Consider the following 14,084-nt stretch of genomic DNA (forward strand, 5'->3'; position numbering starts at 1 on the left):
TCGGAGAGTTTTATAAATGAACCTTTCAATTATTACACAGTCGTTTCCGATTGATCCGGAAACTTATAGTGAGATCAAATCATTATGTGAAGCTGCATTGCTATCAGATAATTACAATTATAGTTCTGTTTTAAATTTACAGGATTCTCTTAATTTTAATGTTAAAGGCTTTTTCGTCCTTGCCTATGATAATGAGCAGGATGAGTTGGTAGGCGTAGCGAGTGCTACTGACCAAATAGCGTTAAATACGTATGAATGGGCCATTTTAGTATCTCCAATGTACCGCGATATTGGCTTAGATGAAGCATTATTGAAGGTGATTGGTGATGGCTTGCATCAAAGAGGCGCTGAGGGAGAACTGGCATTAGTAATCGAAAATGATACATCTCGCCGCAAATTTGTAGAGAAGTATGGTTATTCCTATAGTTTTTCAGAAGCAACATTAGAAGCTCAGCCAGAAGAAATGGAATCACTTGAGTCTATTCACATTCGTCCTTATTTAGAGGGTACAGATCAGGAGGCGTTGATTGAAATTTTCAGCAACGCATTTGGTGATTTACGTGAAGAATCTATTGAGCTAATTCACTATAATACGATGTCAGAAGGTAGAGTATTATGGGTTGCTGAATTGGATGGAGAAATCGTTGGGACAGTAACCTCCTCTAAGGATGGAAACGCCCAATCTATTTCGGCATTAGCCGTTCATCCAGATAAACAAGGTCTAGGTATTGGAACGGCTCTGTTAAAGTGGATAAAAGATTTTGCTATGCGAAATGGCGATACAAATGTCATGCTAGACGTCGAGCTAGAAAACGAGCGAGCACTAGCAGTTTATGAAAAAGCTGGATTTATCAAATCAATGCAAGTAGATTACTTTATTTATACAGGTCAGTAAATAGGGGATACCCATAAATCTTAAGTGATTTGTGGGTGTTTTTTTTTGTTAGAGTTGGGGGAGTAAGGTAGAGTGTCCGGTATTTGCGTGAATGTGTCTGGTAAATTAGAAAAATTGTCTGGTAAAATTTAATGTGCACCATAAATCATCAAAATTATCAATCTACATTTAATTCGAAGCCACTCTCCCAACAAGTCGTCATTGAGCATTCTCGTGAATTTGATATAATGAAGGAATGTGAAAAACTATAACAGAGAGGTTAGTTGAATAGATTCATGGAAAATGAAAAAAATATGAGTCCCGCAAAATTAATGTGGAAAATGACTCGACCACATACATTAACGGCGACGTTTGCTCCTGTAATTTTAGGAACAGTAATCGCTTTATTCGATACTCAAATTCATTGGCTATTATTTATCGCTATGATGGTAGCATGTTTAGCGCTACAAATTGCGACAAATTTATTTAATGAATATTACGATTTCAAGCGCGGCTTAGACACTGCTGATTCAGTTGGAATTGGTGGAGGAATCGTGCGTCATGGCTTAAAGCCTAAAAATGTACTAAGTGTAGCGATTCTCCTGTACATTTTAGCTGCTATTATCGGTGTATATATTTGCTCAAGTAGTAGCTGGTGGTTAGTGGTGATTGGATTATTCGGTATGGCAGTAGGTTATTTCTACACAGGCGGACCGATGCCGATTGCTTATACACCATTTGGAGAATTATTTGCTGGAGCGTTAATGGGGACAGGCTTTGTGTTAATTGCTTACTTTATTCAAGCTGGCGATGTATCACTAACTGCATTGTTAATTTCTATTCCAGTGGGGATTTTAGTTGGCGGCATCAATATGGCCAATAATATCCGTGATATTGAAGAGGATACGAAGGGTGGACGCAAAACATTAGCGATTCTTCTTGGGCGAGATAAAGCTGTACTTTCTCTAGCAATTGCCTTTGTTATCTCATATCTATGGATAATTGTTCTAGTGTTCGCTGGCATTGTTAGTCCTTGGGCATTAGTTGTATTACTAAGTGTGAAAAAACCGATTTCCGCAATTCAAGGATTTAAAAAGGGTGAAAAAGAGCCGCAATTTATGCGAATTGCTATGAAATCAACGGCAATCACCAATACACTTTTCTCATTTTTATTATCAATTGGGTTGTTAATAAGCTATTTGTTTTAAAACAAACGTCTCTCTACGAATGTGGGGAGGCGTTTTTAAGTATAGAAGAAAGGGAAATGCTCACAATAACAGCATCACATTTATCAATAGATTGATTTTATCTCGAATTCGAGATAAAATGATAGCAAGATAATCAGAAACGGGGGAAGGGAAATGGCAACTATTTTAGGTCATCATCATATTTCTATGATTTCAAAAAACGCCAAGAAAAATGATGAGTTTTATAGAGAAACACTAGGGTTACGCAGAGTTAAGAAGTCGGTCAATCAGGATGATCCTTCGATGTACCATCTGTTCTTTGGAGACTTAGTCGGAAGTCCTGGAACAGGGTTAACATTCTTTGAAATCCCAATGGTGGGAAGAACTCATAGAGGAACGAATGCAATAACTCTTATCGGACTTTTTGTGCCATCGGTTGATAGTTTAGTTTACTGGAAAAATCGTTTTGAAGAATTGAACGTAAAGCATAATGAAATCTCGCGTTACGCAGGTAGAGAGGCACTTGCCTTCGAGGATCCAGAGGGGCTGCGAATGATTCTATTAAACAGCGATGGGGAAGAGGTTCCAAACTTTTGGACGACTTGGGATAACTCCAATGTACCTATTGAACATCAGATTTTAGGGATGGGTACCATTGAAATAACGGTGAAAAATGCTGGGAAGCTTGTGAAAACATTAACGGAGATTTTTGGTTTTGTTGTGAGGGAACGCAATGAGGAACAAATTCTTCTACAATCAATCGAAGGGCAAGGGTTTGGTGAGATCTTAGTAAAGGAATTAGATGGACCAAGTGAAAAGCCAGGTCGTGGAAGCATACACCATCTAGCGTTACGCGCAAAAGACGACGAGGAATTAGCCTATTGGGATGAACAAGTGAAACAGCGTGGATTCCATTCTTCTGGAGTTGTCGATCGCTTTTACTTTAAGAGTTTATATTTCAGAGAATCAAATGGCATTCTATTTGAAATTGCCACAGATGGTCCAGGATTTACGGTTGATGCAGATGTAAAAACGTTAGGTGAAAAGCTGGATTTACCTCCATTTTTAGAGGAGCGAAGACAGGAAATCGAAAATAGATTAGAGCCATTAGATTAATAGATAAAGGGTAACCTTAACAAAAAGTTAGGGTCACCCTTTTTAATTTAAGCCTTAAATAGCTGATCAATTGCTAGAATTTCATCATTTGTAAGTTGTACATCAAGAGTTTTTAAATTGTTTAGCACCTGCTCGCCGTTTTTAGCACCTGGAATGACAGCCGTTACAGCTTCGTGTGTCAGGTACCATGCTAAAACAACATGAGCAACGTCAACGTCCTTTGCATTGGCAATAGCTCGCAGCTGTTCTACCTTTTCTAAATTAGCTGCAAAAACTTCTTCCTGGAAATAGGGAAGTCTTGTACGGAAATCATTGAAGGTAGATTCCTTAGTATACTTTCCGGTTAGCAGACCTGAAGCTAATGGGAAGTAGGGAATGAAAGAAATATTATTTTGTGTTGTATAAGGGAAGTACGTTGATTCAGCTGCTCGACTAAATAAATTATATTCTCCTTGTACTACATCCACATATCCATCCCTATTTGCTTCTTTTAACTGCTCAGGCGTGAAATTCGAAACCCCTATAGCACGGATTTTCCCCTCATCCTTCAATTGTTTAAGAGCTCCAATTGCTTCATCCTTAGGTGTAGCTTTGTCAGGGTAATGAATATACAATAAATCGATATAATCAGTTTGAAGCCGTTTTAAGCTTTTCTCGACCTCGCTACGTAAAAAGGAGGGAGAGTTATCGATAATTGTTTTTCCATCCACAAACTTTTGTGCAATCTTAGTTCCTATAATAACGTCATTTCTTCTTCCATTTTCCTTCAAAACCTCGGCAATCAATTCCTCTGAACGTTCAGGACCATAACTAAAAGCTGTATCGATAAAGTTCATTCCATTATCAATGGCTGTACGAACCAAATCCTTGCCTACCTCTTCATTTAAATTAGGATATAAATTATGTCCTCCAACAGCATTTGCTCCTAAACCAATAGGGTTAACATGGAGCTCTGATTTTCCAAGCTGAACTTTGTTTAACAAGATGGCATCCTTCTTTCTAAAAGTTTTTATCATCAAGTAGGTCATGGAAGTAGAGTGAGAGATTACAAGTTTAATTTTATATATTTAATACCAATAAATAAACTAATTCGGACTGCTATAAAGTGGTTAAGCTTATGTAATTGTCGATTTTAGTTGATATATGATAGGTATTTAAAATGCTGCAAATAAAGGCTAGTAATTTACCTTGCTGAATTTTTGAGGACGAATAGAGGTTGGTGCTATAACCCGAGGTACCCAAATCTTTGTCAACCTAGGTTGACGATTAGGCGAGTAAGCAGATCGTTATTTGTCGAGAAGATTAATGGAATTTGATATTTTATTGAGAAAGTAATTTGAAATAAAGAAAATTCAAATGAGCTATCCTCAAGTATATTTATTAAAGCACGAGGGTCTGGAATTTATGTCAACCATGGTTGACGATATAGCTATTTCATAAAAATATAGATGTCGATTTAAGGAGGAGGTGTAAAAAGTCTCCTACTATAGCTATTTGAAATAGTCCTTTTTCAAATCAAGGCTAATTAGCGTTTTTCTAATCAGGGGAGGTGCCGAAATCTTTGTCAACCTTGGTTGACGTTTCGGCTATATTAGAAAATGAAATTGTCGAGAAAAGGAAATGGATTTATTAATTTATTAGCATAATAAAAATTGAAATGTGAAATTCAAAACAGTCTCATTTGGGATTGGTAATATAACCTGAGGTACCGAAATTTTTGTCAACCTGGTTCACGAAAAAAGTATATAGGTCATAGTAGTGTGTCGTTCAGTGTCATTTGAAATGGTTATTTCTATTGGAAATCAAGTTATTAAGAACAATTCGACATTTAAATTGATTGTATAGCTTAGGCATGAAATTAGATTTATTGGTCTTCGTTCTATAAAATATAACTAATTCCGATAACCTTGATATGTTTTATGAATCAATCATAATTGGGGATGCTTATAGAGAAGAAGGGAGTCTTCAAAAATGAAGTTAAGTGTATTAGATCAAGCGCCGATTACAGAGGGAAATACTGCTCCAGATGCTTTGCGAAAAGCTGTTGAATTAGCAGTTTTGGCTGAAGAGCTGGGATATGAACGAATTTGGATGGCTGAACATCATAACACAAAGGGGTTTGCAAGCTCAGCCCCTGAAATAACAGCTTCCTATATTGCGGCAAAAACAAATCGAATCCGTGTAGGAACGGGCGGGACGATGATTATGCACTATTCACCCTACAAAATAGCTGAGGTGTTTAAAACTTTAAGTGCATTAGCGCCTGGAAGAATAGATTTTGGTGCTGGAAGAGCTCCTGGTGGTGATAATTATGCCATGTATGCTTTATCTGAGGGACGGCAACCCCAAGTGAATAATTTGTATGAGAAGCTGCAATGGACACTGGATTTCATGAATGAGCAAGCACCTCAAAATCCGTACTACCAAAGAGTAATTGCCTCACCATATGATATAGCTCTTCCACAAAGCTGGCTGCTTGGCTCGAGTGGCAATAGTGCTGTACAGGCAGGTAAGATGGGAATGGGTTATTCCTATGCTCAATTCTTCAATGGCTATATGAATAAAAAGGTCTTTGATGCTTATCGGTCGAACTTTATTCCTTCGCCATTTATGGAGAAGCCTGAGATAATGATTTCCTATTTTGTAACGGTTGCCGAAAGTAAGGAAGAGGCTGAATATCAAGCAAAACCAGCTGATATCGCACGTCTTTTATTTAATAGAGGACAGGTAGATTTGCTTCGAATGACACCAGAGGAAGCAAAGGATTACCCATTAACAGAAATGGATCGCATATGGATTGAAGAAAATAGAAGCCAGCATTTCGTTGGGACTCCTAAAGAAGTAGCAGATTTACTACTAGCTGAACAAGAAGAATATGGATTTGATGAAGCGATGATTTGTTCAATTCCGCATTCACAGGATGCACGATTGAACGTCTATCGTTTGTTAGCAAAGGAATTAATATAAAGAGAATTGAAACACTTGGATAATATTAAATCCAGGTGTTTCTTTGGGTTATTTTAAAGCTTCTAAAGCAAAAACATTATTTTTCTCGAAATCTCGAATAATGTCTTGAGGCAATAAGAATCTCGCTTGGTCCTTATTAGCCCAAATATAATTTGAGTGCTCATTTGATAAAACAACATTTTGATTGCTGCTACTGCAAAGATAAGTGATAATTACAACCTGTCTTGTTGGAGTAGTTTGGAAAGTCGTTGCGTATAAAAGCTGCTCTATTGTAACAAGAAGACCAACCTCTTCATGAATCTCACGTAAAAGTGCAGTTTCTAAATCTTCCCCAAATTCGATTTGTCCCCCAACACATTCCCAGCTTCCAGCCCCAATTTCATCGTCTGCAGCCCGCTGAACAAACAAAGCCCTACCGTTATTGAGAATGAAACCTTTAAGTGCAACCACTATAGTGTTTGTCATTTAGAGTACCGTCCTATTTAGAATGTGAAAGTTTTCTATGAAATTACTAATCTAGGAGGATTACTTCACTAGGATTAATTTTTATATAAATTGATATTAAATGTCAATCGGTTTTAAAAGGGTGAAGAAATAGGAATTAGAGTCAAGTGGTTTAATGCCAGCCCCTAGGAGAGAGTAATTTAGGTGGTAAAGGCCGGGAAAAGCTATAGAAAGATACCGATTTCGTGAACTAGGTTGACAAAAATTTCGCAGGGTGGAGTGATAATATCAAGGCTGAAAAGGTGTGGTTTGGAAATCGTATATGAAAATATAGTTTAGTAAGAAAGTATCTATGAATATGGAGTTGCAACTAGGGGGAAGGATCGGCATAAGTTATAGAAAGATACCAATTTCGTGAACCAGGTTGACAAAGATTTCGAGGGATGGAGTTATAATATCGAGGCTGAAAAGGTGTGACTTGAAAATTGCTTAAGAAAATATATTTTAATAAGAAAGTATCAGCCTTCAGTAGAATATTAACCCCATTTCCCTCTGAAATTCCTTAATTGAATTGATCAATAATTTCTACCACTTCAATTTTTCCGTTAATCAATAGTTCGGGGAGTTCATTTTGAATATTTCCATTCCAATAAGCTCTAGCTTGTTCAAATTTTTTTGCGAATGGCGCACCATCTTCCTTTGGTAAAAGGTTTCCGTCGCCTTCAAAAGGATCTCCAAAAACTTGTAGTTTAACAATTTGTAAGACCTTACGATTATAAGAGGTGAATATCTCTTTCCATTGCAGTGCATCTTCGTACGTTTTAGCTGCATATAAGCAAGAGAGTCTTGAAGGATACTCAGGATATTCTTCGAGTCTTACCATTTCCAAGATTAATTCTCTTATCGCTCGAATTGTTTTGCCGGAGTAATTCATAGCTAAATCGGCATCTTCTTTATTCAAGTTTAGCCCCTCGTTTGTATAATGAGTCTTTAAAATTTGAAAGAAATCTTCTTCTTTAGTATTCAATTGTTCTCCCTCGAAAAAGAAATGATAGAGGGTGTTGTGTTGCTTCTTGTCAAAGTGAAGTACTTGTCCGAGATTCATTTCCTGCCGTGTAACAATATGGTAAACGAAAAATCCATTCTTCCTCATAATCTACCTCCAGTTATAATTACCATTTATTTGAATTATACTGCTTTAAGTTCCTTTGTTGAACTATCGCCCCCGTTAGTGCAACAACTTTATTTTCTTTAATACAACACCAGCTTTTTTGTATCTAATAAGGATTCCATTCGTATATTAGATAATTGGAAATTTAAAACATTTAAAACAGGGAGGACTAAATGAAAAAAATAATCTTGTTTGTTTTAACAACTTTGCTCTTAACCGCTTGTGTAAATAATGACGTTAAATTAGAGGCAAAAGTAACAGATTTTGAGGATTCAGGATTTAGAAATAATAATAATCAACTAATCATTTTAGTTGAGGATGGAATATTAGTTAGTAGTGGTACTGTTCATCTATTGTATGAAGAGCCTAAAATGAGCGATATAGATGAAGTTCTTGAGAAAGAAAATGCTGAATCTGGGCCAAGCTTTTTAAAAATTTATAACCAAGGAAAGATTGAAACAAAGGGTTCAAAATACTATGTAACTCTTGATGATAATATTTCATTAGAGTTTGAAAAAACAGGAGAACGAATAATTAAAGATTCAAATGGAGTAGAATACTACACAGAAGAATATTCCAAATAGATACAATTAAATTATTAACCCCTGAAAAAAGCGTATTCCATGAGAGATTATGAATGAAAATAGGACACCACCAAAATTGGTGGTGTCCTATTTTTTTCTTCAATTTAATATATAAGGAAACTCATTTCGTGAACTAGGTTGACAAAAATTTCGTGGGGTGGAGTGATGCTGTCAAAGCTGAAGGGGTACAACTTGAAAATCGCTCATTTGATATTGTTTTAGTAATAAAACGTCTCTTTACAGAAATTTTAACGTAATTACAGGAAGCCCTAGTTATAGAGGGAAAGTGATTTCGTAAACTGGGTTGACAAAGATTCTACATGGTGGGCTTATTAGATTAATGATGAAAGCGGGTAACAAAATATTTGAGTAATATTTTTTGTTATTTGGATATAGAAGTGAGATGTACTCGTCAAATTAACAGAGTTGCTTTTAAAATAAATTGGATACTTATGCTAAAATTGATTAAAAGTAAAAATTTATGATATTAGCTATGCTTGTGAAAATGAAAAGGATAAATAATAATGTTCAAAACAGCTCTATATAATGAAATCTAAAAAGCATCTCCACCAGTTAGCGTCAAAACTAACAAATAGGAGATGCTTTTGTGGTTTATCTTCCCTTTATCAACAAATACATAAAGTAAGGTGCGCCGATAAGCGATACAATCAAGCCTACGGGAATTTCCGCTGGCGCCATGAACATTCTTCCTAATGTATCTGCAAGGAGCAAGAATAATGCGCCGGCTAGAGCTGTTAGTGGAATGAGTCTTTTGTGATTTGCGCCAATAAGTCTGCGTACGATTTGTGGAATGATTAAACCTAAGAATGTAATCCCTCCACCAACTGCCACGCAGGTACCAGCTAAAATTACGGCAATGCATAATAGAATTCGACGTTCGCGTTCGATTCTCATACCTAACCCAATACCGACAGAGTCGTTTAGATTTAGGATATTTAAATAGTTTGATTTATAAATTGCCAGTGGAATGAAGATGAAAATCCATGGACATAAGGCCAAAACGTACGTCCAATTTGTTCCCCAAATGCTGCCGGAAATCCAAACCAATGCAGCTGTAAAATCAGCCGGCTCCATTTTCATTTGGAAGATGATTAATCCAGCATTGAAAGCAGCATTTACGCCAATTCCAACTAAAAGTAAGCGGGTAATCGTCACAGTACGATTTTTCATTGAGAAGAAATAGATGAAAATCGCTGCTAAAAACGCTCCAGCTAAAGCTGTAAGTGGCATGATGAAAATTGATAATGGTCCTGAAAAGAATGCTGAGCCCTGTAAAAAGAACATGTAAAGCACGACAGCTAAACCTGCCCCGGCATTGATTCCAAGGATACCTGGATCTGCGATTGGGTTTTTCGTAACCCCCTGTAAAATCGCACCAGACACTGCAATTCCAGCACCTACTAATAAGGCGATGACAATTCTCGGTAAGCGGAATTGTAAGATAGTCAGCTGATTTGCCGCAGTACCGTTCCCAGTTAAAGTTGTGTACACATCAGAAAAGGGAATATGTATATACCCAGCATTAATGCTAACTAATACAAGGGCAATTATTAAAATGAGAAATAAAACCATGAAACCTACAAATTTTCGTAAGTTGACTAGTTGCGAGTTCAATTCATTGTTCTCCCTTCTTTTCTAGCTAAATAAAGAAAGAAAGGTACACCGACTAAGGCTGTGATAGCTCCTACAGGTGTTTCAAATGGAGGATTTACCATACGGCCAACAATATCTGCTCCTAAAAGTAGCAGGCCACCCAAGATGGCCGAGCATGGAATGATATAACGGTAATCCAATCCGACAAAGAAGCGAGTGATATGCGGAATAACTAAGCCGACAAAGCCAATCATCCCAGCGATTGAAACGGCTGCTCCAGTTAAAATCAGTACTGTAATTGTGCCGAATAATTGGATGCGTCTAGTATTTTGCCCCAAACCCTTCGCGATATCCTCACCTAAGCTCAACACTGTTATGGATCGTGACAAAAGAATTGCAAATACTAAACCAATGACAATTGCAGGTATAGCAATGGATAAGTGGTGCTTTTGGATACTGGATACACCACCCGCATAGAAAAAGCTGATATCTTTTGCGATATCAAAGCGAATACTAATAATGGTCGATAAAGATGTTAGTAAGGATGTGATGGCAGAACCAGCTAATACTAAACGAATCGGTGTAATTCCGCCTTTTGCTAAAGCGACCATACCGAACACAAGGAATGCACCTACACCAGCACCTATAAATGAGAAGAATATAAGTGATTGATAAGGTAAAGAAGGCAGGATAGCCATTGCTAGAGCAAGTACAAAAGAAGAACCAGCTGTAACCCCCATGATTGATGGAGAAGCAAGTGGATTTTTCGTCATACCTTGCATAATGGCACCCGAAACTGCTAAAGCTGCTCCTACGGCAACGGCTGCAATAGCACGAGGAATTCTTAGCTCTCTAATAATCACGTGCTGGCTATTTTCATCATCAAAATGTAAGAGACTTTGAATAATGGTTGCTACATCAATTGAGGTAGCACCATAAAGGATTGAAATAATACCAAGAAATATAAGTAAAAAGATACCCACACATCCAAGTATCAGCGAGATATAAGGTTTTCCTTTAAAGGAGTTATGTAAATGTTGAGATATCTTTTTGGGCTGACCCATACTATAAAGCCTACTTTCTTTAAACCTATATTAAAAATAAATGTTGACTATATTGAATATTTAGCATTTAATATAAATGATAATCATTATCAACTAAAGTAAATTTTAACACATAATCAGGAGGATTAAAATGGGCATTTTCTTTAAATCAACAAAGCCATTAAAAATAGCATCTTTAGGGTTTTTAGCTTTAGCATTAATAGCATGTGGAGATAAGGCTGAAGATACACCTAAAACAGATGATTCAGCTACAAGTGAAGTTACAACAGGAGAAGATTCAACTGAAGCTCGCACACTTACAGATGCTTTAGGAAACAAAGTAGCAGTACCTGCTGAGCCAAAACGTGTTATTGCATCTTATTTAGAGGATCCACTAGTAGCGCTTGGGATTACACCGATTGCTCAATGGTCATTAAATGAAGGCGCAAGTATTCAAGGCTATCTACAAGATAATTTAAAAGATATTGATCTAATCAATTATGATCTTCCTTTCGAAGAAGTTCAAAGCTTTGAGCCAGATTTAATTATTATGGATTCACCTAGCATGGTATAGGGTGGAAAGTATGAACAATACAATGCAATCGCACCAACATACGTTATCGGGGCAGAGTTAAATAATGATTGGAGAGAAGAGCTTAAAACAGTAGGTGGTATCTTCGGAATGGAAGATAAAGCTGTAGAAGTAATCTCTGATTATGAAACAAAAGCAGAAGAAGCAAAGGCGCAGATTGAAGAAAAAGTTGGTAAAAAGTCTGCTGCTGCGGTTTGGTTAGTTGGGGGAAGTTTCTTTGTTGTAAATAAAGAATTATCAAGTGGAGATGTACTTTATAATGATTTAGGATTTGAAGCGCCAGCAGTAGTAGAAGAAATTTCAGCTAGCGGTGAAAACAACTGGAATGCCGTTTCTCTTGAGAAATTAGTTGAGCTTGATGCAGACTACCTATTCCTAGTAAACAGCGATGGTAGCGAGAGTACAACTTTAAGTGATGCATTATGGAAAAGCATTCCTGCCGTAAAAGCGGGCAATGTGTATGAATTCGGACCAGATACAAGCTGGTTATACACAGGTGCTATTGCAAATGGTCAAATTATTGATGATGTTTTAGAAAGTGTAGCAAAATAGTAAACGAAAAAGTACTTGCTGGATATTATCTGGACAAGTACTTTTTATTTTGCCGATAAAGCAATTTCGTAACCTAAGTTGACAAAAATTTAAGCATACCGACTTATATTAGCAATCCTCATAAACGGTCTGTTGAAAAAGGGAGAATGAATTTTATTATATTAAAATTGAGTTTTGTCATGTAGTAGGTCAACGGGAATAAATAATCCTACACGTCCATGCGTCTCGTCTTTAATTGTAGCGAAGATTATTCCGATGACCTTACCATCTAGATTAATAACTGGACTTCCGCTATTTCCTCGATAGACCGGCGCATCTAACATTAAAACCTCTTCATTCCAATCAGATAGCTGCATGTAATCAATTACCTGACCTTCATTGGCTATCCCGGTAAAATATAAAGGATTTCCGATAAAGTAAATAGCCTCCTGTTCGGTTGGTGTATATGAATCAGCTAAGGTTAAGTAGGGGAGCTGCTCACCTTCTACTTTAAGAATAGCTAAATCAATGTCTGGATAAGTTTCTATCACTTCACCTTTATACAGGCTATCATCAGGAAAAATAACAGTGATGGTCAGGGCGTCTTCAATGACGTGATCATTCGTCACGATATAACCGTCCTCAGTAATAGAAAAACCAGTTCCTTTACCATCGTTAGTTTGTATTTCAACAACAGATTGTTTATAGGTTTGAATGTCTTCCTGACTTGAAAGCTTTGCAGAAACCTTCAAAAATTCAATAGCAGGAATTGAGAAGATTTCAAAAATCATCGCAAATGTACTAAAGGCAAGCATGGCAGCCATGATCCAAGCAAAAAGGCGAACTGGCTTTGAGCGTTTCTTAGTTACTTTCACGCCGGATAATCGATTTTCTCGGTCCTTTTCAAGGGCTTTTCTTTGTTCTTCAAGGACTAACTCTATCAATTCTTCCTCACTAATTGGCTCAGGCTCGTTTTGTTTTTCTTTATCCATTCTCGCCCCTCCCTTCACATGGAATCATTTCCTCTATGATAGCTGAAATCGATGTTCTTTGGAAATTTTTGATAGCATGACAGTAACGCTTGAATCCCCCTAAAAAATGTGACATAATTCTAGACAATTAGATTAAGAGAAAGGTTTTCTAGGGTTCCGTATCGTATTTTGATAGTCTGGTCCGAGAGAGAACTACGCAAAGCGTGACACGGAAGGACAAAAGCCTGGGAGATATTTTTAATATCTCTCAAGGCTTTTTTTTATTTGAATGGAGGAGGAAAGTTTACATGAAAGCTTGGTTAAAGGTTTTACTAGCATCATTGCTTGAGGTATTTTGGGTGATAGGTCTTGCTCATGCAGATGAGTTTTGGGAATGGGCAGGTACAATACTAGCAATCGGAATTTGTAATTATTTATTGATAAAGGCAACCTCAGAGCTTCCTACAGGTACCGTTTATGCGGTATTTGTTGGATTGGGGACTGCGGGGGCAGTTCTTTCGGAGATTATGTTCTTTGGTGAGCCCTTTAACATAGTAAAAATTCTACTAATTATTTTGTTACTGATAGGTGTTATTGGCTTAAAGCTTGTAACGGACAATGGTCAAGAGGAAAAGGGGGCAGCTGAATAATGGCATGGGTAGCTTTAATCGTAGCGGGGGTATTTGAAACCTTTGGAGTGGCAATGATGAATCAATATAGCGTAAGCCGAAGCTGGAAACCGTTAGCGTTATTAATACTTGGATTTTGTATTAGCTTATTCCTTCTAGACTACGCGATGCACACGATTTCAATGGGAACAGCTTATGCCATCTGGACTGGTATTGGAGTAGTCGGAGGAACAATCGTAGGCATGCTTTTTTACGGGGAATCCAAGGATTGGAAAAGGGTTCTATGTATCTTTATTATTCTCTGTGCTAGTATTGGGTTGAAAATTGTTTCATAAGAATAAAAATACGTTATAGTTTTGAA

13 protein-coding genes, 1 pseudogene and 1 riboswitch are annotated in these 14,084 nt (G+C 37.1%); of the genes and pseudogenes, 8 read left to right on the forward strand and 6 right to left on the reverse strand.

Annotated elements, in window-relative coordinates:
- Nucleotides 1–16 precede the first annotated feature (16 nt).
- The 3 genes from LG296_RS02100 to LG296_RS02110 all read left to right on the forward strand — a co-directional run bounded on the left by LG296_RS02100 (nucleotide 17) and on the right by LG296_RS02110 (nucleotide 3,177).
- Entirely contained in the window at nucleotides 17–895 is an 879-nt protein-coding gene (locus LG296_RS02100; RefSeq protein ID WP_107931546.1) for a GNAT family N-acetyltransferase, read from the forward strand.
- A gap of 275 nt (nucleotides 896–1,170) precedes the next feature.
- The gene (locus LG296_RS02105; protein WP_107931548.1) at nucleotides 1,171–2,082 is read left to right on the forward strand and encodes a 1,4-dihydroxy-2-naphthoate polyprenyltransferase; all 912 of its coding nucleotides are present in this window, start codon (nucleotides 1,171–1,173) and stop codon (nucleotides 2,080–2,082) included.
- A 153-nt stretch (nucleotides 2,083–2,235) separates the two neighbouring features.
- Nucleotides 2,236–3,177: a ring-cleaving dioxygenase gene (locus LG296_RS02110; RefSeq protein ID WP_107931550.1), complete on the forward strand. Its 942-nt coding sequence runs from the start codon at nucleotides 2,236–2,238 to the stop codon at nucleotides 3,175–3,177.
- 47 nt (nucleotides 3,178–3,224) lie between these two features.
- Here the strand turns inward: LG296_RS02110 and LG296_RS02115 are convergent, their stop codons facing one another.
- Nucleotides 3,225–4,160 (reverse strand): aldo/keto reductase, encoded by a 936-nt coding sequence (locus LG296_RS02115; protein ID WP_107931552.1) that lies wholly within the window; start codon nucleotides 4,158–4,160, stop codon nucleotides 3,225–3,227.
- 988 nt (nucleotides 4,161–5,148) lie between these two features.
- On the opposite strand from LG296_RS02115, the gene LG296_RS02120 reads away from it, so the two are divergent.
- Complete coding sequence (locus tag LG296_RS02120; protein WP_107931553.1) at nucleotides 5,149–6,144, forward strand: LLM class flavin-dependent oxidoreductase; 996 nt, start codon at nucleotides 5,149–5,151, stop codon at nucleotides 6,142–6,144.
- 48 nt (nucleotides 6,145–6,192) lie between these two features.
- Here LG296_RS02120 and LG296_RS02125 read toward each other — a convergent pair whose 3' ends face one another.
- Complete coding sequence (locus LG296_RS02125; RefSeq protein ID WP_107931555.1) at nucleotides 6,193–6,609, reverse strand: NUDIX domain-containing protein; 417 nt, start codon at nucleotides 6,607–6,609, stop codon at nucleotides 6,193–6,195.
- Nucleotides 6,610–7,150: 541 nt separating this feature from the next.
- Nucleotides 7,151–7,741 (reverse strand): DUF2441 domain-containing protein, encoded by a 591-nt coding sequence (locus LG296_RS02130; RefSeq protein ID WP_107931557.1) that lies wholly within the window; start codon nucleotides 7,739–7,741, stop codon nucleotides 7,151–7,153.
- Nucleotides 7,742–7,932: 191 nt separating this feature from the next.
- Here LG296_RS02130 and LG296_RS02135 point away from each other — a divergent pair, with 191 nt between their 5' ends.
- Nucleotides 7,933–8,343 (forward strand): hypothetical protein, encoded by a 411-nt coding sequence (locus LG296_RS02135; RefSeq protein ID WP_107931559.1) that lies wholly within the window; start codon nucleotides 7,933–7,935, stop codon nucleotides 8,341–8,343.
- A 612-nt stretch (nucleotides 8,344–8,955) separates the two neighbouring features.
- On the opposite strand, the gene LG296_RS02140 is transcribed toward LG296_RS02135, so the two are convergent.
- Both LG296_RS02140 and LG296_RS02145 read right to left on the reverse strand, forming a co-directional pair.
- The gene (locus LG296_RS02140) at nucleotides 8,956–9,936 is read right to left on the reverse strand and encodes an iron ABC transporter permease (RefSeq protein WP_107931983.1); all 981 of its coding nucleotides are present in this window, start codon (nucleotides 9,934–9,936) and stop codon (nucleotides 8,956–8,958) included.
- Between the two features lie 38 nt (nucleotides 9,937–9,974).
- Nucleotides 9,975–11,021: an iron ABC transporter permease gene (locus LG296_RS02145; RefSeq protein WP_107931561.1), complete on the reverse strand. Its 1,047-nt coding sequence runs from the start codon at nucleotides 11,019–11,021 to the stop codon at nucleotides 9,975–9,977.
- A 130-nt stretch (nucleotides 11,022–11,151) separates the two neighbouring features.
- On the opposite strand from LG296_RS02145, the pseudogene LG296_RS02150 reads away from it, so the two are divergent.
- A pseudogene (locus LG296_RS02150) lies at nucleotides 11,152–12,144 on the forward strand (ABC transporter substrate-binding protein).
- 161 nt (nucleotides 12,145–12,305) lie between these two features.
- Here the strand turns inward: LG296_RS02150 and LG296_RS02155 are convergent.
- The gene (locus tag LG296_RS02155) at nucleotides 12,306–13,115 is read right to left on the reverse strand and encodes a S1C family serine protease (protein ID WP_107931565.1); all 810 of its coding nucleotides are present in this window, start codon (nucleotides 13,113–13,115) and stop codon (nucleotides 12,306–12,308) included.
- Nucleotides 13,116–13,252: 137 nt separating this feature from the next.
- A riboswitch (guanidine-I (ykkC/yxkD leader) is annotated at nucleotides 13,253–13,348 on the forward strand.
- A 54-nt stretch (nucleotides 13,349–13,402) separates the two neighbouring features.
- Between LG296_RS02155 and LG296_RS02160 the strand changes: the two genes are divergently transcribed.
- On the forward strand, nucleotides 13,403–13,744 hold the full coding sequence (locus LG296_RS02160; RefSeq protein WP_107931567.1) for a multidrug efflux SMR transporter: 342 nt from the start codon (nucleotides 13,403–13,405) through the stop codon (nucleotides 13,742–13,744).
- The gene (locus LG296_RS02165) at nucleotides 13,744–14,058 is read left to right on the forward strand and encodes a multidrug efflux SMR transporter (RefSeq protein WP_107931569.1); all 315 of its coding nucleotides are present in this window, start codon (nucleotides 13,744–13,746) and stop codon (nucleotides 14,056–14,058) included. The genes LG296_RS02160 and LG296_RS02165 overlap by 1 nt, the downstream gene beginning before the upstream one ends.
- The last annotated feature ends 26 nt before the right edge of the window (nucleotides 14,059–14,084 follow it).

Origin of the sequence: Ureibacillus chungkukjangi, from assembly GCF_044795995.1 — a bacterium.
Lineage (GTDB): Bacteria > Bacillota > Bacilli > Bacillales_A > Planococcaceae > Ureibacillus > Ureibacillus chungkukjangi.

Coding starts and splice junctions, on each gene's coding strand:
- LG296_RS02145 (WP_107931561.1), bottom strand. CDS start 11,021: ATGGGTCAGCCCAAAAAGATATCTCAACATTTACATAACTCCTTTAAA.
- LG296_RS02125 (WP_107931555.1), bottom strand. CDS start 6,609: ATGACAAACACTATAGTGGTTGCACTTAAAGGTTTCATTCTCAATAAC.
- LG296_RS02100 (WP_107931546.1), top strand. CDS start 17: ATGAACCTTTCAATTATTACACAGTCGTTTCCGATTGATCCGGAAACT.
- LG296_RS02105 (WP_107931548.1), top strand. CDS start 1,171: ATGGAAAATGAAAAAAATATGAGTCCCGCAAAATTAATGTGGAAAATG.
- LG296_RS02140 (WP_107931983.1), bottom strand. CDS start 9,936: ATGGTTTTATTTCTCATTTTAATAATTGCCCTTGTATTAGTTAGCATT.
- LG296_RS02155 (WP_107931565.1), bottom strand. CDS start 13,115: ATGGATAAAGAAAAACAAAACGAGCCTGAGCCAATTAGTGAGGAAGAA.
- LG296_RS02130 (WP_107931557.1), bottom strand. CDS start 7,741: ATGAGGAAGAATGGATTTTTCGTTTACCATATTGTTACACGGCAGGAA.
- LG296_RS02110 (WP_107931550.1), top strand. CDS start 2,236: ATGGCAACTATTTTAGGTCATCATCATATTTCTATGATTTCAAAAAAC.
- LG296_RS02120 (WP_107931553.1), top strand. CDS start 5,149: ATGAAGTTAAGTGTATTAGATCAAGCGCCGATTACAGAGGGAAATACT.
- LG296_RS02160 (WP_107931567.1), top strand. CDS start 13,403: ATGAAAGCTTGGTTAAAGGTTTTACTAGCATCATTGCTTGAGGTATTT.
- LG296_RS02135 (WP_107931559.1), top strand. CDS start 7,933: ATGAAAAAAATAATCTTGTTTGTTTTAACAACTTTGCTCTTAACCGCT.
- LG296_RS02165 (WP_107931569.1), top strand. CDS start 13,744: ATGGCATGGGTAGCTTTAATCGTAGCGGGGGTATTTGAAACCTTTGGA.